The organism is Frankia canadensis, from assembly GCF_900197875.1.
GTDB lineage: Bacteria > Actinomycetota > Actinomycetes > Frankiales > Frankiaceae > Frankia > Frankia canadensis.
Window position 1 is genome coordinate 20,281 of the sequence record NZ_FZMO01000525.1, and the last position, 20,483, is coordinate 40,763.

Here is a 20,483-nt window from a genome sequence, read left to right on the forward strand (position 1 = left end):
GAAGACGTCGCTGGCCCGAACCGCCGCGGCGCGGACCCGGCCGGACCGGTGGGCGTCGAGCAGCTCGGCCCACATGGTGGCGCGCACCGCGCCCCTCCGGGTGGTCGTCTCAACCGGGCCGGGGCTTTGTTTCCCCTTACCCGTTGACCTACCTGAACGTGCATACCTACAATTTCCTTGGCCAATGTAACTAGTTACATTGGCGGTAAGACTTGGCTGCGTCGCAGGTTGCATCGCTGTCACCGATCCGGGCGAGCCGTGCGTTCGGCCGTCGGCCATGGGTTCCCGTCCTCGCTGGGTGCGTGGACCAGACGTTGCCGGCCCCCGCCCCCGCCGGTTGTCCCTCTCCTCCGCTCACCCGAATGGCCGAGGAAGAAAGGATCAGCATGATCCCGAAAGTGGTCGTCATCGGTGCGGGCGTCTACGGTGCGGCGGTGACGGCCTCGCTGACGCGGCGAGGCGCCAGCGTCGTTCTCGTGGACGCTGGTGCACCGGCGGGTGGTACCTCCGGTTCGACGTTCTCGTGGACCAACTCCTCCACCAAGCACCCGCGCTCCTATCATGATCTCGGCGTCGCGGGGATGGAAGCCCACCGGCGACTGGCGGCGCGGGTGCCCGGCAGCGACTGGTACCACGAGGGCGGCAACCTCCAGTGGGCCGACGACGACGACGAGCGCGCGCGCCTGCGGAGGAAGGTCGGCGGTGTCCTCGACTACGGATACGAGGCGCGCTGGCTGAGCCGGGCCGAGGTACTGCGTCTCGAGCCGGACATCGCCCCCGGAGAACTTCCCGCGGACGGGATCGCCTACTTTCCGCGCGAGGGGTGGATCGAGCCGGCCCGCCTGATCGGCTACCTGCTCTCCAGCGCGGTATCCCGAGGGGCCGAGCTGGTGGCTGGCGATGCGGTCATCGGCATGGTCACCACGGCCGCAACGGTGCGTGCGGTCCGACTCGCCTCGGGACGGCAGCTCTCCGCGGACGCCGTCGTGAACTGCGCGGGGCCGCGAGCCGGCGCGATCGCCGGCCTGGCCGGCCTGGCCCTGCCGATGCGCAACACCCGTGGCGTGCTCGTCCACACGTCCCCGGTCGCGGTTTCGGTGTCCCGGGTCGTGCACGCGCCGCGCGTCCATCTCCGTCCGGATGGGGGCGGACGGCTGCTGCTGCACACCCACGAGATCGACGGCGCCGTGCGTGTGTCGGGCGCTGGAGAGATCAGTGTCGACCCGTCAGCGGTCGAGACCATCCTGGCGGCGGGCCGCGCGCTCTACCCGGGGACCCGGGCCGCGACGGTGGAAAGCATCCGTGTCGGTGAACGGCCCATTCCCGGGGACGGCCTCCCGGTACTGGGACGCGTGGTCGAACTACCCAACTTCCACTTCGCCGTCTCGCACAGCGGTGCGACCCTGAGCGTCCACGCGGGTGACCTGGTCGCCGCCGAGGTGCTTGGGGAGGACCGGGACGATGCCCTGGCCGCGTTCCGGTTCGAGCGGTTCCGCCCGGCGAGCCGACAGGGGGAGCAACGGTGAGCACAGTCGTCCTGCACGGCGGCGATCTGGTGGATGGCCGGGGCGGAGACACACGACGTCGCGTTGACATCATCGTTGAGGGAGACGCCGTCCGCGAGATCATTCCCTCGCGTCCCACCGAGGCTTACGGCACCGCCGACGAGATCGTCGACGGTGCCGGAATGCTGGTGATTCCCGGTCTCATCAACAACCACACCCACGGCACCGCGTACGGACCGCTGTTCCCCAGCGGGCATGTGGCCCTGCCACGCGAGCAGGTGCTGGCCAATCTCGACCGACACCTGCTGGAGGGGACGACGACGGTGCTCTGCGTGGACGGCTTCGTCACCGCGGCGGATCTCGCCAGCACCGACGAAGCGCACCCGGTCAACATCGGGCTGGCCTCCTGCAACACCCCGGCATGTCTGAGGGCGGCGACAGTCGCGGACGGCAGCGGTCTCACTGAGGCGAACCAGAGGTTCACCGCGCGTCGGGCCGTCGGCGCCGGTGCGGTCGCGCTCGGCGAGATCGGGGCAGGGCACACCCTCGGCGGGGGCGGGGCGAGTTACCTGTACATCCCAGCCGAGGTCGAGAGACGCACCGGAGTGACGATCACTGCGCGGCAGGCGAACGGGCTGAAGATCGCGGTGCTGGGTCGGCACATCGCGTCGTCAGCGTTCGACCGGGACGCCGTCGAGCAGGCACTCGCGGCCGCGGGCCTGACCGGCAGGCTGTCGGTGGCGGAGGTGCGCGAACTCGTCTCATCCATTGGGCTGCCCGCGTTCGACGTCGCTCTGCGCGGGCTCGCCGAGGCGGCCGAGCAGGCCCGCGCGCTGGGTGTCCCGGTCCTGGTGCACAACGCGGCCGCCTCGATGACCCAGGTCGCCGCCATCGCGAGGACGGACGTGACCCTGATCGCCGGGCATTCCAACCATTCGAGCTTTGAGCTCCGCGAGGCTCTGGTCCACGCCGAACGACTCAAGGAGGCGGGCGCGATCGTGGATGTCTCCACGCTCGACACGTTCGGCGCCCGCCGCCTCACGACAGGCCCGGAGCTGCTCTACGCGCTGCTCTGCGCAGGACTGGTCGACACGATCTCCACCGACTACGCGGGTGGACACCACGACCCGATCCTGCTGGCGATCGACCAGTCCGTCCGCGCGGGTGCCGTGAGTCTCCCGGCCGCGATCGCGATGGCGACCGCCAACGTCGCCGACGCCATCGAGGGTCTGGCTCCTCGGCGTGGCCGTGTCGTGCCGGGAGCGATCGCCGACCTGGTGGTGACGGATCCCGCGCGGCTGCACTCGGTAGATACGGTCATGATCGGCGGCGAGGTCGTTGTCCGAGCCGGCCGGCGCGTCACGCGCTGACCAGCGGCCCCCCGAAACCGGCGGAGGAACCATGGCGAAGCGGGTCACCATCGGCGACGTCGCCGCGCGCGCCGGCGTGTCCACCGCCACAGTCTCCCGCGTCCTCAACGGCGGAGTCGCCACGGAGGCGACGGCCACCAGAGTGTGGGATGCGGTCACCCGTCTCGAATACACCCCCAACGCGTTGACCAGGGGCATCTTCGCCGGCCGCTCCAACGCACTCGGCGTTGTCATCCGTGACCTGAGCAGCCCCTTCTATCTCGGCCTCCTGCGCGGCATCGACGACGTGGCCGCCGCCAATGACAGCCTCGTCATGGTCGCCAACACCTTCCGGAACGTCGATCACGAGGTCGACCTCGTTCGGATGATGGACGAGCATCGGGTGCGCGGGCTTGTCACGACGACCGACGAGAGGACCGACAGCCGCACCCGACACATGGCCGAGAACGGTACGCCCTGTGTGATCGTGGCGCGCACCGCGCAGGATCCGCCGTCCGGTCTGCACTCGGTCAGTCTGGATCACGTCGGGGCCGGTCGTCTGATGGCCATGCACCTGATCGAGTGCGGGCGGTCGTCCATCGGTGTCGTCACCTCCGGGGGCCGCCCGTCCCAGATCGAGCGCGTCGCGGGGCTGCGGCAGGCTTTCACGCAACGAGGTCGGTCCCTGGCCGAGGAGGCGGTGACCGTCGCGACCACGGAGGAGGAGGTCGACCGGGCCGTCGGCACTCTCCTCGCGCGCGCGGACGATCGACGCAGGCCGCTGGACGCGCTCGCCTGCACGGCCGGCCGCCTGACCGTCGCCGTCCATACGGCCCTGACCGCGCGAGGGATCACTATCCCCGACGACATCGCCTTCCTGACGATGGATGACTTCTCCTGGGCCCCCGCGCTCGGCATCAGCGTGATCACTCAGCCCTCCTACCAGATGGGCCGACGGGCAGCCGAACTCGTCGTGGACCCCCCCGCCGAGCCGGTCAGCATCGTCTTCGAACCCGCACTGGTCGCCCGCAGATCCTGCGGCGAACGAGCCAACGTGTGACCCGCACGAGAAGCCCTGGCCTACACCTGAGGTGGAAACGTCTGGCTGCGTGAACACCTCACGGGGCGGGAACAGACCCCGGCGAACGCGGCGTGTCAGCGCCGCGCTCGCCGGGTGGTGAACGGTCCCGCGGCCCCGGTCGATGCGCGTGCGGTGGCGGGCTCCGGTCAGCGCGTGTCGGCCGGCCGGTAGCCTGCGATGATCTTCGAGAAGTCGAACGAGTTCTGTTCGACATACGTGCACTTCGCCAGGTCGTTGCCGTTGAAATCACTGCACTCCGGCAGGAGACCCTGGTTGCGGTCGCGGGTCGCGTCCCAGCCGGAGAGCGCGCCGAGGTTGTGCTCCCGGGCGAAATCGGCCAGCTGGCGCATGTTCTCCAGCGTGAAGACCTTGCCGTTGATATGCCGGCCGAACATCGGGCAGGCCCCGATGCGCCGCCAGACCTTCTGGTCGTTCCACGCCGGCCAGGCGGCGGCGATCTGGGTGAACATGCCGTTCAGCGCGATGACGCAGCACTGGTAGGCGTCCGGGGGCGAGGTCTGCCCGAACTCCATCAGCATTCCGGTGATCAGCGACGGCTGGACGCCGGCACCGGCGAGCAGGTGCAACAGTCGCACCCCGCCGTCGTTGAAGCCCTCCAGGGAGCCGGGGGCACCGTCGGCGGGCAGCGTGTAGGAGATCTTCAGGCCGGGACGGGACTGCACCACCTGGGAGATCGCGGCGACGTGTCGCTCCAGGCCCGGCGTGTTGTGAATGAAGGCGCCCTCGAAGTCGAAGTCGATGTGGCTGACCTGGTAGTTCGAAAGGATGGCCTCGTAGGTCGCGACGATCCTGGAAATGTTGGTCTCGACCTCCTCCAGGGGTACGTTGGAGGCTCCTCCGAAGGAAAGGACAACGGTTCCCCCCTGCGCCCTGAACGCGGCGAAGTCCTCCTTTCCGAAGGCGCTTGTCGTGGCATCTCCATAGTCCTTGTAGCCGCCCCAGTAGACTTTTCTGTCCCCGCCGGGCTGGGCGACGAGGAAGCCGGTGAAGAAGCTGTCGACTCCGGAGTCGCGGCCGTACTCGGAGACCTTCGGGTTGGGCCACGCGGTGTAGTCGACGAAGGGTGCCCGGGGCGCGTCCCAGGTTCCTCCGTCCGGCAGCGGCTGGGTGGTGGAGGCGCTGACCTCGTCGGACCGTTCGGACACGTTGCCGGAGATGTCGATCGCCCGCACCGACAGCAGATACTCGGTGGAGGCGCTCAGGCCGGACACCCTGCCCTCGGGGCCCGGCACCGTGACGCTGCGGGGTTCGCCCGCCGCGGTCCGGTAGAAGATCTCGTAGCGGGCCACGGCGATGTTGTCGGAGGACGGCTCCCAGACCAGGTGCAGGCTGTGCGGCGCCCAGGCGTCGGCGCGCAGCTTCTCGGGAACGGTCGGCGGTTCGTCGTCCACGGGCGGATTCGCGTCCTGCCCGTTGACGGTGAACCGCTCCGGCAACAGGGCCGGATCGGACCCGGCGCCGGAGCCACCGTTCTGCACGGACAGGACGAATTCCTGGGACATCCGGGCCCGGATGACTTTCCGCTCGGCCACAAGACGTCCGGTGACGCTGGTCACCGGATGGTTGGCGGGGCTCCAGACGAGGCCGTAGTTGTTGAGGATCTGCAGCGGCTGTGGCAGGAAAAGAGCGATCTCCGGATCGACCACGTCCTCGTCGGTGTAGTTGGTGACGACGACCCGAAAGTTTGCCCAGTATTCGTTCCCGCCGAGCCATTCTGCGGCGGCGATGACCAGGTTGGGAGAATCTGTCACGGCATCTCCATGGGGGATCTCTGTCGGCTCTCGACCGTGCGGATGCTAATACGGCGAGTGGAGGTGGCCGCCGTGCCGGTGCGGACCGGCGAGTCCTCCCACCCCACTCCTCGCGCGCCGCGCGGAAGATCTGTCCGTGGGCGCGGATCGTGGATATCCCCATGACGCGGTATGGCATCCGCGATGCCCGGATCAATCGTCTTCCCCCGTAGAGGGATGGTAAGGACAACTGGTGGGAGATTCGGCGCGGTAGGAGCTGGGCGACACGCCGACGCGGCCGAGATCGTGGACGCGGGCGGGGCCCCCACCCCGCCGAGCACACCGGACGGTCATAGCCGGCGGACGTGACGGAGCCGACCGGCCGAATGGCGCGCGGGGGAGCGTCACGCGACTATCGCCAGGTGCCGCTCGACACTGTGACGTGATCGGGAGATGTCGTCCCGGGCCCCGGTCGGGGGGAGCGCCGATGTGTCGGCGGCGGGCTTGGACAGCCGGACCGGCTGGGTGGGGCGGGCAGCCGAACCGACCCTGGATCCACGGGGCGCGGCGGGTCGGGAGCGCCCCTTCCGGCCGGACATCGAGGGCCTGCGCGCGGTCGCGGTGCTGCTCGTCGTCCTCGACCATGCGGCGCTGGGTGTTCGGGGTGGCTTTGTCGGTGTCGACGTCTTCTTCGTGATCTCCGGTTTCCTCATCACCCGGTACCTGCTGCGGGAACGGGCGACAACCGGGCGGATCTCGTGTGCGCGTTTCTACGCCCGCCGGGCGCGCCGCATCATGCCCGCGGCCGCGCTGGTCATCGTCGCGACGACGGCCGCCTCGTGGGCCTGGCTGTCGCCGCTGCGGCTGCGGGAGAGCGCACGCGAGGGGATCTGGGCGGCGCTGTCGCTCATCAACCTTGTGCTCGCCCGGGACGGGACCGACTACCTCCGGGCCAGCGGCCCGCCGTCCGTGTTCCAGCACTACTGGTCGCTGGCGGTGGAGGAACAGCTCTACCTCGTCTGGCCGGTCCTGATCACCCTTGCTGCCGGGCTCGCCGGTGCCCGTTCCCGCGGCGGGCGGCGGGCGGGGGACGAGGCCGGTCGGGTCAGGCCGCGGGGCGCGGACCGCGCGGTGGTCATCGCCCTGCTCGCCGTCGCCGGCGGCTCGTTCGCGCTCAGTGTGATCGTGACGGCCCGGTCGGCGCCCTGGGCGTACTTCGGCGGGCACACCCGGATCTGGGAGCCCGCGGTCGGCGCACTGGTCGCGACCGGGACGGCGAGTTTCGGGCGGCTGCGCCCCGCGGTGGCGTCGCCGCTGAGCTGGCTTGGCCTGGCCGGGATCCTCACCGCCGCGTTCCTGCTGGATCGGGGCGTGCCGTTCCCGGGCGTCGCCGCCGTGCTGCCCGTGCTCGCGACGGCCTGCGTCCTGGCCGGCGGCTGCGCCGCGCCGGCGCTCGGTGCCGAACTGCTGCTGGGCCGGGCACCGCTGCGACTCCTCGGCCGGCTCAGCTACTCCTGGTACCTCTGGCACTGGCCGATGCTGCAGATCTGGGCGCAGGCGACCGGCCGTCCGCTGGCCCTCGGCCAACGGGCGGCGGCCGCCCTGGCCTCGCTGCTGCTGGCCGTGGTCACCTATCGCCTGGTGGAGAGGCCGGCCCGGTCCCGGCCCGTACTGGTCCGCCGCCCCCTGCTCGGGCTCGGGCTCGGCGCGTCGTGCGCGGCGGCGGTCTGCGTGAGCTCGATCCTGGCCGTGGCCCTGGTCTCGGTGCCGGGCGGCACCGCCGCGGGGCCGGCGCGCCCGCTGGGGGACCCGGCGTCCGCCGCGCACGTGCACGATCCGGCGGCGGCCGAGAGCGTGCTGCGGGCCGACCTGGCCAGGGCGTCGGCGGAATCCCGCTTCACTGGCGTCACGGCAAGCCCGCTCACCTCGCTGCTCGCGCGTGCGCTGCGGGTAGACCGTCTGCCGCCTGACCTCACACCCTCCCTGGGCACCGCGCAGGACGACCGCCAGGCGAACCGGTGTCTCGCGATGTTCGCGCAGACCGCGCCGGCCGGCTGCGTCGTCGGGGACCCGGCGGGGCGGACGACCGTCGTGCTGTTCGGCGACTCGCACGCCAGCCAGTGGTCCGCGCCGCTGGACACCATCGGAAGGGAACGGCACTGGCGGGTCCTGCTGTTCGCCAAGGCCGACTGCCCGCCCGCGCCGTACCGGGACTACATCGAGGACGCTCTCGGCCGGCCGTACACCGAGTGCGACACCTGGCGGGCCGACGTCCTGCGGACGATCGCCCGGCTGCGGCCGAACCTGGTCGTGGTCGGCTCGCAGGCCCGCGACCGCCTGGCCGGCCGGGGCCCGGGCGTGCTGGCCGGGCTGGTGCGCGACCTGCGCGCGACGGGCGCCGCGGTCGTCTTCCTCCGGGACACCCCGTTCCCCGGGTTCAACGTGCTCGACTGCCTGGCGCGGCACCCGGCGAGGATCTCGGCGTGCGCGGTGTCGATCGCCGCGTCGAGGCTGGCCTCGTCGGCGCGCCAGATCGACAACCGCGGGGCTCGCGAGGGCGGCGCGCTGCTCGTCGACCCGGCCGGTTGGCTGTGCACCGCCGACGGCTGCCCGCTGGTCGTCGGGAACGTGCTCGTCTACCGCGACTGGAGCCATCTCTCGGACACGTACGCGAGGCTGCTCGCCCCCTACCTCGGCCCGGCGTTGGCCGCCGCGCTGCACGCCGGCCCGAGCGGGCCGGCGCGCGCGCCGGTCGGGTTGTGGCCGGCGGCCGAGCCGGGCCACCGGGAATGGAGGATCCTCGTCGGCGACCTGGCCCGTGGTCCTGCTTGACCTGGAGCGCGCTCGAAGGTGGAGACTCGGGGGTGCCGGTGCTCCACCCGTCTGTCTTATCGAGAGGACCCCGCCGACGATGCAGTTCACCCAGCTCGGCCGTTCCGGTCTGTCCGTCTCGCGGCTGTGCCTCGGCACGATGAACTTCGGTCCGCTGACCAGCGAGGCCGACTCCCACGCGATCATGGACGCGGCGCACGGGTACGGCATCAACTTCTTCGACACGGCCAACGCCTACGGCCTGCGCTCGGCCGGTGCGTCGGGCCAGGGCGAGGGGAAGGGCTACACCGAGTCGATCATCGGCCGCTGGTTCGCGCAGGGCGGCGGGCGCCGGGAGCGCACGGTGCTGGCGACGAAGGTCTACAGCCCGATGGGGGAGTGGCCCAACGAGGGCAGGCTGTCGGCACTCAACATCCGCCGTGCCCTGGACGCGAGCCTGACCCGCCTGCAGACCGACCACATCGATCTCTACCAGTTCCACCACGTCGACCGCGCCACCCCATGGGACGAGATCTGGCAGGCCATCGACGTCGCCGTCACGGCCGGCAAGATCCTCTACGTCGGCAGCAGCAACTTCGCCGGCTGGCACATCGCCGCCGCGCAGGCCGCCGCCGCCCAGCGCGGCACGTTCGGCCTGGTCAGCGAGCAGCCGATCTACAACCTGCTCACCCGCGAGATCGAGCTGGAGGTGCTGCCCGCCGCGCGGCACTACGGCGTGGGCCTGCTGCCGTGGTCTCCGCTGCACAGCGGTCTGCTCGGCGGCGTCCTGCGCAAGGAGCGCGAGGGCAGGCGGCGGGTCGAGGGCCGCGCCGCGCAGGCCCTGGAGGCCCATCGCACCCAGATCGGGGCCTTCGAGGACTTCGCCGCCGAGCTCGGCCAGGAGCCCGGCGACGTCGCGCTCGCCTGGCTGCTGCACCAGCCGGCCGTCACCGCGCCGATCGTCGGCCCGCGCATCTCCCAGCAGCTGGACGACGCCGTCCGGGCCCTCGATGTCACCCTGGACGACAAGGCGCTCGCCCGGCTGGACGAGATCTTCCCCGGCTACCGGACGGCACCCGAGCACTTCGCCTGGTAGCGAAGGCCGCCCCACACGGCGACCGCCGGCCTGACCGTGCGGCGCGGCTGGACCGGCCGGCGGCTCCCCCCTCGGCGGGTGAGCGTCGGCCGGCCTACCAGGCGCGGCCGCGGGGCAGGTCGGGCAGGTGCGGCGCGGACAGATGCAGGACCTCGTAGGTCTCGGTGGCCTCCGCGTCCACTGACGCGCCATCGCGCCACAGGACGAACCGGACGAGCTGCCAGTGCCGGGGATCGAGCGCGAGCACCGCGGTGTGCACGTCCTCGTGGCGGGCCAGGTTCGTGAGGCGCTCGATCTCCGCCGCCACCCGGCTCGTCTGGTCGTCGTCCTCGCCGCCGTCGGTCGGGTGGGTCAGGCGGGCCTGGTTGGCGGGCAGCGCGGCGACCAGGCGGGACGCGGCCCTCGGGGTGGCGGCGCGGGCCGGGCCGGCCACGGCGGCCACGCCCATCCAGTGGTGGACCGCCGGGCGCCCGAAGTCGCGGATGATGTTCTGGAAGCCGGCCCCGCCGACGAGGAACCGTCCCATCGCGCCGATGTCCGTCCACAGGTAGAACGGCGCGTACTGGTTGACGGACGCACCGGCGACGCCACGTTCCTGGATGAGGTACGCCTTGAGCCCCAGGCCGGCGCGGTCGTCGAGGGCGGATCCGGACCCGGCCACCCGCCGCCGGATGATCCCCATGTTGTAGTCGGCGGGCAGGGTGATCTCGTACTGCTTCGCGTACATCGACGGTCGTCCTCTCGGTCGTGCCGTGGGATGGACCTGCTCGCCGGGCGGGCTATCCGGACCGCGGGGTGCGGGAAGCCGTGGACAGCAGGCCGAGCGCGCCGTCGACGGCCTCGGTGAACGCGGCGGGGGAGTTCTGCGCGCGGGCCAGGACGTAGCCGCCCTGCAGGACCGCGACGATGGTGGACGCCGTCGCCGACGGATCGAGCGCCGCGTCCAGCTCGCCGCGATCACGCCCCTCGGTGAGGACCGCGGCGAGGCGGGTGCGCAGCCAGGTGAAGGTCTCCTCGACGGGCCGGCGCAGCGCCGGGTCGGCCATCACGTCCGGATCCTGGGTGAGCCGGCCGATCGGGCAGCCGCGCAGCACGTCGCGCTCGCGGCGCAGGTAGGCGGTGATGCGTTCGACGGCCGTGCCGGGCGCGGCGAACTGCCTTTCGGCCTCGGCGCGCAGCTCGGCCGCGGTGCGGGTGATCGCGGCCAGCGCCAGCTCCGGCTTGCCGCTGAAGTGGTGGTACATGCTGCCCTGCCCGGCCCCCGCACGCTGCTGGATGGCCCGGGGGCTCGTGCCGACATAGCCACGCTCCCACAACAGTTCGCGCGTGCTTTCGACAAGACGATCCACCGTGCTCACCTGAATAGTGTACCTACTGGTATGTACAGCGGCGGCGGGGCGTGGGGTGCGAGCGGATCGTCTACCACCCCGCCACCGACACGGTGCAACGATTCCCGGTCGCCGCCTCGCCCCCCGGGGCGTGTTCTCTCTGGAACGAGCACCTTCTCCCTGGTGGACAACTGATCGCGTGGCCTGATCGGCACTGAAACGTCGGGTGGGCTCACGGCGCCAGGTCGAGGCAATAGCATCAGGCCCGATGCCGACCCTGCTGATCGTCCACCACACCCCGTCACCGTCCATGCAGGCGATGTTGGAGGCCGTGCTCGCTGGTGCCAGGGACGAGGCGATCGAGGGCGTGGAGGTCGTGGTACGCCCGGCCCTGGCGGCCACCGCAGTTGATGTGCTGGCCGCCGACGGCTACCTGCTCGGGACGCCGGCCAACATCGGCTACATGTCAGGGGCTCTGAAGCACTTCTTTGATCAAGCCTATTACCCTTGCTTGGAAGCCACGATCGGTCGGCCGTATGCCCTGTACGTCCACGGCGGCTCTGACACCACGGGCGCGGTCCGAAGCGTGGAGACGATCGCCACGGGCCTGACGTGGAAGCGCTTGCGGGAGCCGGTCACGGTGATCGGCGCGCTGGACGCGAAGGATCGTGAGGCCTGCTGGGAACTGGGTGCCGCTACCGCCGCGAGCCTGATGCCGTAACCGACTGGCAGCCCCACCCCGTAGGTCGAGCGTCCCGCCTTGGCCGGATGGGTGAATCGCGGAGAGTACTGGAACCGCGGGCTGCTGGTCCGCGTTCGGTTGGAAACCCGCCAAACTGACTGATGTGACCGGTAGCGCTCAGCGAGTGGTTGCCGAGAGAGTCTTGGGCACTTCCTACGCGGTCGTCTCTCGCAGACCTCTATGATCCGGCCCTTCTGATGGGCTCTCGAAGGCGATCGGTGCGACGGGGAAGGGGTTTCGGCCAGTACTTGTCGCCCAGCCATACCTGCCCGGCCCTCGGTAGGTTTCGTGCGCCTCCGGGCGCCGTGCACGGTTACTCCCGACCATCGCCGAGATCGCACCGGGCACGTCATCCCCCCGCTCTGCGGACCTCCGCCGGAGCATTGACGCGTCATGCATGAATAGGTCATCAGGTCGTCGTCCAGCGGGTACCGGTTGGTTGGCACGCGAGCCAGTGATCCTTTCGAGACCGGTCTGGCGGGTTTTGAACACGACGGAGGCTGGGGACTTCCCTGCATCGGAACCACCCTTCCCGTCGATGCCGCCGACCGGTGTCAGAGGTGTCAGGAATGGCTGTCAAAATAGCGGTCGCGGAGTTTGTCGTAGGTGTCGTCAGCGTGCATCTGCAGGATGGCGGCATTGACCTTCTTTCGCAGGGTGCTGCCGGTGGGGAAGGCGATGCCGTACTCCTCCGGGTCGAAGACCGCCGCCGCGAGGGTCTCTTTCTGCCCGGCCGCGACGTCAATGTGGTGCTGCAGGACGGGTGAATCGTAGACGATGGCGTCCGCGTCGCTGTTTCGCAGCAACGGGTAGGCGGCGTCGATCGACGCCACGGTGCGGGGCGAGATGTCGTGGCGGCGCAGGTAGCTGTCGGCGGTGGAGCCGCGGACGGTCACCACCCGCTTTCCGGGCAGGTCGGAGACCCCGGTGATGCCCGTCCGGATGGATTTCACGGTGAGCTGGGTCGTGATGGACGCGGTGAACAGGGAGACGAACACGAGCCCGGCGATGAGCCAGGCCAGCGTGACGATTTTTACGACCGGCCGCTGCGGACTGCCCAGGTCGCCGGCGAGGCCGATGGCGGCAGCCCGGAACATCCCGTCACCCATCCGCCGGTGCCAGCGTTGTCTGCTGCTGGTCCTGGTCACGGCTGAGGTGATGGCACCGGCGAGGACCAGCATGAACAGCAGCGCCACGAGATAGCGTCCGGTGGCGGGGGAGAGGAAGTTCGAAAGCTGGTGGGAGACATCGAGCCCGGCGGGTGAGTCGTTGGTGAGGATCTGCAGCCCGGCATCGAACATCGGGTAGGAGAAATCGACTTCCGCCTCCCGGTCGGCAGTGATCGAAATCCCGGAGATCGCCGCGTCGATCTGGTTGTCCCTGGCCGCGTCGACGAGATGCTGCACGCTGTCGTACCAGACGAACTTCGTGTTCCAGCCGTTGCGCCGGGCGATGTCGTTCCACAGGTCGATGCTGAATCCGGAGTTCTGGCCGGCACCGTCCTTGCCGACGAACGGGTCGAGCTCCTTGATGCCGACCGTGATCGTGCTTCCGGACGTGCCGGTGGCCGTCGCGCTGCCGGGCGCCGCAGGCGTGGCCGCCCGGGCCGGCGCCTCGGGCAGCGCCAGCGCCAGGAATGCCGTGAGGAGAAGGAGCCAGATCAGCGCGTGCCGCGCCGGGCGCTGCCCCCTGAACAAAGCCATGTCCAAGCCCCCTACCGCGTGGGTCAAGGTCGAACGGTGCACCGAACTAAGTCCATTGCCGAGCGAGTCTGCATAGGGACGAATTTGTCTGTCCAGCTTCTGTCCGGGTCGCGACACGCGGACATCTTTCGCCGGAGACGTCCGCGAGATTCCGGCATGGTGATCGGCCGCGGCGCATCATTACCGGACTGCCGCCCTCTCCCGGAGATACCTACGGTTGCCCGGGTGATGGGCTATCCTGGGATGCCCCGGGGCCCGCTGCTGTGCAGGCACCGCCATCCGCTACGACGAGTCCCCGTGGTTCTACGTGGTTCTCACCACGACAGATGCTGAGGTCGTCCACGACCACCTCAGGCTTGGCACAGGCCACAGCCGGGGTCGGCCAGGATCCGTGGGACCAGAATGCGGCGTCGGATGTGAGCCAGGGGATGACACGGCCAGGCGCTGAGTATCCGGCGCGCCAGTCGTGGAAACGTAGCGTGACCGCCTGACGTGCGCGCGGGTTCGCGACCCCGGCGGTGTGATCGTGCAGCTCGTCGACTGGAAGGGGAAAGCTGCCCTGCCGATGGTGCAGGCGTAGCTGAATCCGTGCGGGAGGCGAAACGGCGGGATTACGGGAAGCATCACGTGACGACGCCCGGCGGTCGGCCGTACTGCAGGTTGGGCCCATGTGCAGTCAGAGCGCGCTGTCGTCACCGACCGGCGAGGCCAGCCCCCCGGCGACAGGCTGGCTGCCGGTCGCCGCCCTCGCGTCGGGGACGACGGTGCTGGTGACGAGCGAGTTCCTGCCGGCCGGCGTGCTGCCGACGATGGCCGCCGACATTGGCGTCAGCGACGGTGTCGCCGGTCTGGCGATCGCGGTCACCGCGATCGCCGGTGCCCTGACCGCGCCCAGCATCGCGCTGCTGCTGCCGCGGACCGACCGGCGGGTGGCGCTCGTCGCGCTGCTGGCCGTCGGCGCGGTCGCGAACATCGCGGTGGCGGTCGCCCCGGACTTCGCCGTCCTGCTGGTGGGCCGGTTCGTGCTCGGCGTCGCGCTCGCGGGCTTCTGGTCGTTCGCCTTTGGCGTGGGTGTGACCGTGGTTCCCGGCCGGTCGCGCGTCGTGTCGGCCTCGCTCGCGTTCGGGGTGAGCCTCGCGACGGCGCTGGGGGTCCCGGTCGCCGCGCTGCTCGGTAACGGTGTCGGGTGGCGGGCCGCGTTCGCCGGTGCCGCGGCGGTCTGCGTCCTGGCCGCGGCCTGGTTGGCGTGCATGTTGCCGTCCGTGCCGGCTCATCCCTTCGCTGGTCTGCCGATGCTGCGGCAGGCTGTCGGGAACCGGCAACTCATGGCGGGAATCGGATGCGTCGGGTTCACCGCGTTCGGGAACTTCGCCAGCTACCCGTACATCCGGCTCGCGATCGAGCGGGTGAGTGCTCCCCAGACGACATGGCTGCTCGTCGCCTGGGGAGTTGGCGGGATGGTGGGCAACGTCATCGCCGGCGCGCTCGCCGCGAGGCTGCGGCTGCTGGCGGCCGGGGCGCCGGTCTTGTTGGGGGTGAGCCTGCTGGTCACCGCCGGCGCGGGCTCGCCCGCCCCGCTCGCGTTCGGGATCGTGCTGTGGGGTTTCGCGTTCAACATGGTGCCGGTGGCCACCCAGCTGTGGGTGACCAGAGTCGAGCCGGACCGCGTCGAGTCCGCGGTGTCGCTTCAGGTGACGGCGTTCCAGGTCGCGATCACGGCGGGCGCGGCGGCCGGCGGAGCGCTGCTCGACGCCCATGGCGTGCGGGTGCCCCTGCTCGCCGGCGCCGCCGCGGCACTCGCGGCTGGCCTCGGATTCGGCCTGCTACGCCTGCCCCGCGCCGCAGACCGCACATGAGGCTCGGACACTCTCATGGGCGAGGCTCAAGGGGGGATGGGAAGCACCTGAAGCTGATCATGGCCCGGTCGACATGTCGCGTCAGGCGGCCTGATCTTGTGGGCACGCAGCGTGATCGTGCCAGGTATGCAACTTTCTGCAAGTTCTTTGACCAAGCCTATTACCCTTGCTTGGAAGCAGCCATCGGTCGGCCGTATGCCCTGTATGTCCATGGCAACAGCGACACGACCGGCGCGATCCGCAGCGTCGAGACCATCACCACCGGGCTGAGATGGAAGCGCCTTCGGGAGCCGCTGTCGGCCATTGGCGAGGTCGCCCGCCGCTGTACGCGAGGCCTGTTGGGAGCTCGGCGCCACAGTTTCGGCCAGCCTGATGCCCGATTGACTCGGGCGCGTCGGTATGGAACCCAGCGTGACCGCGCGACGTACGCGACCCTCCTTATGTTCTGTGGCTAGATCTACTATCCGCGCCTCGACGTGACTGTCGGCCGGACCTACGCCCTATACGTGAACTGCAAGAGCGACATGGCGGGAGGTGCAGCTCGGGCGGTAAGTATGCTCGACACGGACCGGCTCCGGCTACTCGCAGTAGTGCTCGGGCCGGGACACCGATCGCAGAAATATGTCGTACCAGCGGCGAAACACGACCTCCCCAGGGCCAAGTTCCGCTACATGAAGCGTCCGGTGGTCTCGGCAACCACCCCAAACACGCGAATACCTGTGGCGGCGGGTTCCCGGTGGACGGTCGTTGTGCTGCGTGAGGCTTTCGCTGGCGCGCGGCGCCTCCCGGGTTCCGACGGCGCCTCACCCGACAGCTCGGCGCCGGGGCGCGACAGGTGCGTCAGCGTGCGAGAGGCTTGTAGAAGACCAGGCCGTTGCCCTTGTTGTCGTAGACGACGGCGCGGCGCTCGTGCGCGTCGTCGTAGGGGCCCTTCACGATGCCGCCGCCGTTCTCCTCGACCGCCTTGGCGGCGCCGTCGACGTCGTCGGTCCTGATGCCCACGACGACCTGGCCGTGGATGGGGTGGTCGACCGCCGTCGCGAGGGCGAGTGTGATGGAGCCGCCGTCGAGGGCCGCGTAGTGGGCGCCGTCGCGGAACTTCAGGGTGAAGCCGAGGGTCTCGGTGTAGAACGCGATCGATGCGTCGAGGTCGTCCGTCGACAGGACGACCATGCGTACCTGCTGGTCGCTCACGGGTTCCTCCCTGTGGCTGGGCCAGTACCGGCCTGTGGCTGGGTCAGTACCGGACTCGGACGGGCGGGCACCGCGGCGCGCCGGCACCTTCCCGCCCGTCGTTCGTACATCAATGACGTACATCACGCCAGTAGCGGCGAAGGCGAGTTCCGGTCCGCGGCCTCCTGGCCATGCATCGGGGTCAGGTGCACGGTGGTGGTGGCGATACCCGCGTGACCGGAATCCGGAATCGACGGATGGGAGGTCAGGGGGTCCGCGGGGCGGGCGCCAGGTGCCATTCGGCAACCAGCCAGTCCAGATCCTCCTGATCCCTGGCCCGCTGGGTCAGCTCGTCGGTGAAGAGCGCGTCGGTCTTCTGGAGAACGAGCGTGTAAGGGCGGCCCTGCCGGCGGGTGACATGGCTGACGGGCAGTTCTGCGGCGTCGATCCGGGAATGGACGTGCCGCCTGCGCTGCTCGGCGAGCGGCCAGTCGAGTGTGCGGCGGCTCGGGTCCGCCAAGAACCCGCGCAACGTCTCGCACAGGTCGCACCCGCAGCCGCCCGCGGCCAGCGTGATCGACCAGTCCGTGGCGGCACGCCGCGGGAGGGCCAGCCGAGAGCGCAGTCGCGCCGCGCAGTCCGCTGCGAGGTCGCCGAAGCCGGCCTCATGGCTGGTGTCGTCGCCGGTCGGCGCCGCCGCGGCGCGCAGCGCGGGCATCTCCAGCGCGGTGACCGCGTCCTGCTGCCGCCGGACGTGATCGAGAACCGTGTCCCGGGTGTCCGCCGATCCGGTCGTGGCGGCGGCCGTCAGCACCGAGGCGAGCGGTGCCCCCAGGGCGTGGAGCCCGCCGTCCCGGCTGCGCGGGGATGTCGACCGGGCTGCTCCGTCGATCGCTTCCCGCAGCCACGTCCACGCGAGGCCGACGAGCAGCCGCGCGGCCATCTCGCCAACGCCCGGTGCTGCGCGCAGCCCCGCGCACAGCCCGGGAAGCGAGTTCGCCACCCATCGCCCGCGTTCTGGTCCGCCGACGGTCCAGCGTGGCTGTCCCACACCCGTCCACGTCCTCAGCAGTTGCTCGGTCCACGGGCGGCCGTACCGGCCGGGGAGCTTCACGAAGGGCGCGGCGTCGCTGGGGGTCAGGTACTCGACGCGGAACGGGCGCAGCAGCATCGACGCGGTCGCGGCGTCCGCCACGGCGTCCGCCGTGCGCAGGGCCTTGCCGAAGGTCTCGGAGATCCTTGCGCTGTCCTCCGCCGTCCGTAGGCGCAGGGCGCCGTCCCAGAACGGCTCGAGCGTCGCCGCGGCCGCCTGGGCGTCCGTCGGTGCCATCTCGGCAAGCGCGTCCAGAGCCCAGCCGGGGGAGGTCTCGGCGCGGTTGGCGAAGGACTGCTCGCGAGGCCAGACGACGATCGCCGCGCGGTGGTACCAGCGGTCCAGCGTGTTGCCCCAGTTGCCCATGTAGCCCTCGTAGTCCGACGTGTAGGGCTCGAAGTCGTCCGTCCCGGTGGACGCGCACACCTCGTCCTCGCCGACGTCCAGGGAGGTCGCCTCCAGCCGGTCGCCGTCTGGGCCGGTCCAGTGCGTGAGCATGACCGTGGACTCGATCAGCTCCTGGATCTCGAGGTCGGCCGGGTCGTCAGTGTCCTCATCCTCCTCACCGTCGTCCCGGTAGCCCCGGCCTCGGTTCCCGTAGTAGTCGTCCGCCTCGTACGCGCTGTGCGTGGTCTTGATGTCCGCGAGCGCGAGGACAGCCTCGTATCCAGCGACCTCGGCCGCCGCCCGCACCAGGGAGCCCCGCGCGGCGTCAGCGCCCTTCAGCCTGCGCCAGCCGAGCGCTCGCGGGGTGTACTCGTGGTCCAGGAGGTACACGAGCCGGTTGGGCGGGCCGGACGGCCCTGCGCCGTAGCGGCCGAGAACGGGCGTGCTGAAGTGCTCCCGAAGGAATCCGGCCAGTTCCCCGGCCGCTCCCTCGTCACCCTCCGACGGGGCGGTGTCACCGCTGAGCAGCAGGTTGTAGGTGAGTGCGATCCGGTGCCCCGACCGGACCCTGGCGACCTCGTGCCGGCAGTCGGCGTAGAAGGCGACCAGCGACAGCCCGGCTGTCGAGCCTCGGTAGGCGTTCTTCTCGTCGAGGTGACGAACGACCAGTTCGCCCCCGGTGTGCTCGGACGGCAGCGCCACCACCAGGGTGCCGATCATCAAGTCGTCCTTCTCGCTGTCCTGGTGGGCGCGGAAGAACTGGCCCGGCTCGTACACCAGCAGGGAATGAAGGTCGGCGGTGAGCTCGGCGGTGATCGGCAGGCCCAGCTCGTCCTTCACCGTCGTCAGGATGTCGTTCAGCTCGTCGTCGTCCCAGCTGGCGTGGACGCGCTCCTTCGGGATCTCCCACGTGTCGCGGACGCCCGGGTCGGTCAGCGTCTCCTCGCCACGGCCAAACCGCGCGGGTTCGCCGAGCCCGAGAAGCTCCTGCGCCCGCGCGGAGGAGACCGGGAACGCGACGGGTCCGACGCCGTCGACCGCGAGGCTCAACACGTCGGTGCTCACCGTCAAGGCAACGCTGAACACGTCCGCCACGTCTCCACGAAGCATCCTCGCGAGCCTGTCCCGCGCCACCGTCGTCATCGCCGCATTCCCTCGCATCTGTGCGCGCCGCGCTGTCGGGCATGAAACTAGCCCCTCCCACCCAGGCGACGGCCGCGGCACCCGCGAGCCTGATGCCGTAGCAGACTGGCGCGCCAGACCTCGTAGGTCGAGCGTCCCGTCCTGGTCGGACGAGCGATCGCGGGGAGTAAGGCCAGGCTTGGCTTTCGCAATAAGGGAGTCCGTTCCGGGGCGGTTGGAGAGCTGACTGAGCGCCTCGCCGATGATCCCGAACTGGCGCTCGACTGCGGCGCGGAGCATCGCGTTCGCCTGAAAGTCGGCGAAGGTCTGGCCGTGGGCGAAGCTTCGGGCGAGTTCAGCCGCGTTCGCGGCTCAGGAGGGACCGGCCCTCCCCAGGCTGCCGCCCCGGTCAGTTCCCGACGCCGGTCAGTTCCCGACGCCGAGAGCGGCCATGTGCGCGGGCGGATACCGGTCACCGCGGGCCGCGCCCGGTGGGACCGCCTTCTCGATCTCGGCGAGGTCGCCCGCGGTGAGGTCGAGGTCCATCGCGGGTAGCGCCTCGGCCAGCCGCTCCCGGGTGCGGGCTCCGACGAGCGGCACGATGTCCGCGCCCTGGGCGGCCACCCAGGCGATGGCCAGCTGGGCGACGGTGCACCCCTTCGCCTCGGCGACGCGGCGCAGCGCCGCTACCAGGACGAGGTTGTGCTCGACGTTCTCACCGGAGAACCGGGGGCTGTGGCTGCGACTGTCGCCGGGGTCGGCGCCGCGCGCGGCCGTCCAGTGCCCGGAGATGAGGCCGCGGCTGAGCACGCCGTACGCGGTCAGTCCGACGCCGAGCTCCCGCAGCGTGGACAGAACGTCCCGCTCCACCGCGCGTGAGATCAGCGAGTACTCGATCTGCAGGTCGGTGACCGGGTGCACGGCGTGCGCCCGGCGGACAGTCGCCGCGTCGACCTCCGAGAGGCCGAGGTAGCGCACATGACCAGCGTCGATCATCTCCTTGATCGCGCCCACGGTGTCCTCGATCGGCACCGCGGGGTCCAGGCGGCCAGGACGGTATATGTCGATATGGTCGGTGCCCAGCCGGGTCAGCGAGTAGGCCAGGAAGTTCTTCACCGCGGCGGGACGGGCGTCGACGCCGCCGAAGCCCTGGCCCGGGGTCCGCAGCATGCCGAACTTGACGCTCAACTGGTAGCTGTCGCGTTCCCGGCCACGCAGCGCTTCGGCGAGCAGCAGCTCGTTGTGGCCCATGGCGTAGAAGTCACCCGTGTCGATCAGCGTGACGCCGGCGTCCAGAGCGGCGTGCACGGTGGCGATGCTCTCCGAGCGGTCCGCCTCGCCGTAGACACCCGACATGCCCATCGCGCCGAGGCCCAGGCCGGACACCACCGGGCCGGTGCTCCCCAGGGTTCGTGTCTGCATCTCGTTCTCCCTCGTCGTCGGTTGCCACCCACCCTGTGTCCGGGTCGCGACGTGCGGAAGCGGA

General features: G+C 70.5%; 14 protein-coding genes and 2 pseudogenes. 8 read left to right on the plus strand and 8 right to left on the minus strand.

The annotated features are described in order from the left end of the window. Positions 1 to 386 precede the first annotated feature (386 nt). The 3 genes from C1A33_RS27745 to C1A33_RS27755 are packed head-to-tail and all read left to right on the plus strand — an operon-like array spanning position 387 to position 3,914. Complete coding sequence (locus C1A33_RS27745) at positions 387 to 1,526, plus strand: NAD(P)/FAD-dependent oxidoreductase (RefSeq protein ID WP_101834693.1); 1,140 nt, start codon at positions 387 to 389, stop codon at positions 1,524 to 1,526. Next, positions 1,523 to 2,875, plus strand: coding sequence for an amidohydrolase family protein (locus C1A33_RS27750; RefSeq protein WP_101834695.1), 1,353 nt, complete (start codon positions 1,523 to 1,525; stop codon positions 2,873 to 2,875). The genes C1A33_RS27745 and C1A33_RS27750 overlap by 4 nt, the downstream gene beginning before the upstream one ends. Before the next feature lie 31 nt (positions 2,876 to 2,906). After that, the gene (locus tag C1A33_RS27755; RefSeq protein WP_101834697.1) at positions 2,907 to 3,914 is read left to right on the plus strand and encodes a LacI family DNA-binding transcriptional regulator; all 1,008 of its coding nucleotides are present in this window, start codon (positions 2,907 to 2,909) and stop codon (positions 3,912 to 3,914) included. A gap of 167 nt (positions 3,915 to 4,081) precedes the next feature. Here C1A33_RS27755 and C1A33_RS27760 read toward each other — a convergent pair whose 3' ends face one another. Then, the gene (locus C1A33_RS27760) at positions 4,082 to 5,707 is read right to left on the minus strand and encodes a chitinase (protein WP_101834699.1); all 1,626 of its coding nucleotides are present in this window, start codon (positions 5,705 to 5,707) and stop codon (positions 4,082 to 4,084) included. Between the two features lie 468 nt (positions 5,708 to 6,175). On the opposite strand from C1A33_RS27760, the gene C1A33_RS27765 reads away from it, so the two are divergent. Then, positions 6,176 to 8,518 (plus strand): acyltransferase family protein, encoded by a 2,343-nt coding sequence (locus tag C1A33_RS27765; protein WP_243408009.1) that lies wholly within the window; start codon positions 6,176 to 6,178, stop codon positions 8,516 to 8,518. A gap of 79 nt (positions 8,519 to 8,597) precedes the next feature. Next, positions 8,598 to 9,593, plus strand: a complete 996-nt coding sequence (locus tag C1A33_RS27770) for an aldo/keto reductase (RefSeq protein ID WP_101834703.1) — start codon at positions 8,598 to 8,600, stop codon at positions 9,591 to 9,593. 94 nt (positions 9,594 to 9,687) lie between these two features. Here the strand turns inward: C1A33_RS27770 and C1A33_RS27775 are convergent, their stop codons facing one another. Together C1A33_RS27775 and C1A33_RS27780 are read right to left on the minus strand one after the other, a co-directional pair. Next, a complete protein-coding gene (locus C1A33_RS27775) occupies positions 9,688 to 10,320 on the minus strand; it encodes a DUF4865 family protein (protein ID WP_101834705.1) in 633 nt (210 codons plus the stop codon). A 52-nt stretch (positions 10,321 to 10,372) separates the two neighbouring features. Beyond that, positions 10,373 to 10,951 (minus strand): TetR/AcrR family transcriptional regulator, encoded by a 579-nt coding sequence (locus C1A33_RS27780; protein ID WP_101834707.1) that lies wholly within the window; start codon positions 10,949 to 10,951, stop codon positions 10,373 to 10,375. A gap of 238 nt (positions 10,952 to 11,189) precedes the next feature. Between C1A33_RS27780 and C1A33_RS27785 the strand changes: the two genes are divergently transcribed. After that, positions 11,190 to 11,642: a flavodoxin family protein gene (locus C1A33_RS27785; RefSeq protein ID WP_101834708.1), complete on the plus strand. Its 453-nt coding sequence runs from the start codon at positions 11,190 to 11,192 to the stop codon at positions 11,640 to 11,642. A 584-nt stretch (positions 11,643 to 12,226) separates the two neighbouring features. Here C1A33_RS27785 and C1A33_RS27790 read toward each other — a convergent pair. Beyond that, complete coding sequence (locus tag C1A33_RS27790) at positions 12,227 to 13,366, minus strand: transporter substrate-binding domain-containing protein (RefSeq protein ID WP_101834710.1); 1,140 nt, start codon at positions 13,364 to 13,366, stop codon at positions 12,227 to 12,229. Positions 13,367 to 14,034: 668 nt separating this feature from the next. Here C1A33_RS27790 and C1A33_RS27795 point away from each other — a divergent pair. Continuing rightward, positions 14,035 to 15,222 (plus strand): MFS transporter, encoded by a 1,188-nt coding sequence (locus C1A33_RS27795; protein ID WP_101834712.1) that lies wholly within the window; start codon positions 14,035 to 14,037, stop codon positions 15,220 to 15,222. A 143-nt stretch (positions 15,223 to 15,365) separates the two neighbouring features. After that, positions 15,366 to 15,606: pseudogene (locus C1A33_RS37125) on the plus strand (flavodoxin); the annotation flags it as partial. Positions 15,607 to 16,062: 456 nt separating this feature from the next. Here the strand turns inward: C1A33_RS37125 and C1A33_RS27805 are convergent. The 4 genes and pseudogenes from C1A33_RS27805 to C1A33_RS27815 all read right to left on the minus strand — a co-directional run bounded on the left by C1A33_RS27805 (position 16,063) and on the right by C1A33_RS27815 (position 20,419). Beyond that, positions 16,063 to 16,416 carry a VOC family protein gene (locus C1A33_RS27805; RefSeq protein ID WP_101834714.1) on the minus strand — a complete coding sequence of 118 codons (354 nt, stop codon included), beginning with the start codon at positions 16,414 to 16,416 and terminating at the stop codon, positions 16,063 to 16,065. A 244-nt stretch (positions 16,417 to 16,660) separates the two neighbouring features. After that, entirely contained in the window at positions 16,661 to 19,018 is a 2,358-nt protein-coding gene (locus C1A33_RS27810; RefSeq protein WP_101834771.1) for a 2OG-Fe(II) oxygenase, read from the minus strand. A 219-nt stretch (positions 19,019 to 19,237) separates the two neighbouring features. Beyond that, a pseudogene (locus C1A33_RS37765) lies at positions 19,238 to 19,351 on the minus strand (HepT-like ribonuclease domain-containing protein); the annotation flags it as partial. A 72-nt stretch (positions 19,352 to 19,423) separates the two neighbouring features. Beyond that, complete coding sequence (locus C1A33_RS27815; RefSeq protein ID WP_101834716.1) at positions 19,424 to 20,419, minus strand: aldo/keto reductase; 996 nt, start codon at positions 20,417 to 20,419, stop codon at positions 19,424 to 19,426. Positions 20,420 to 20,483 lie beyond the last annotated feature (64 nt).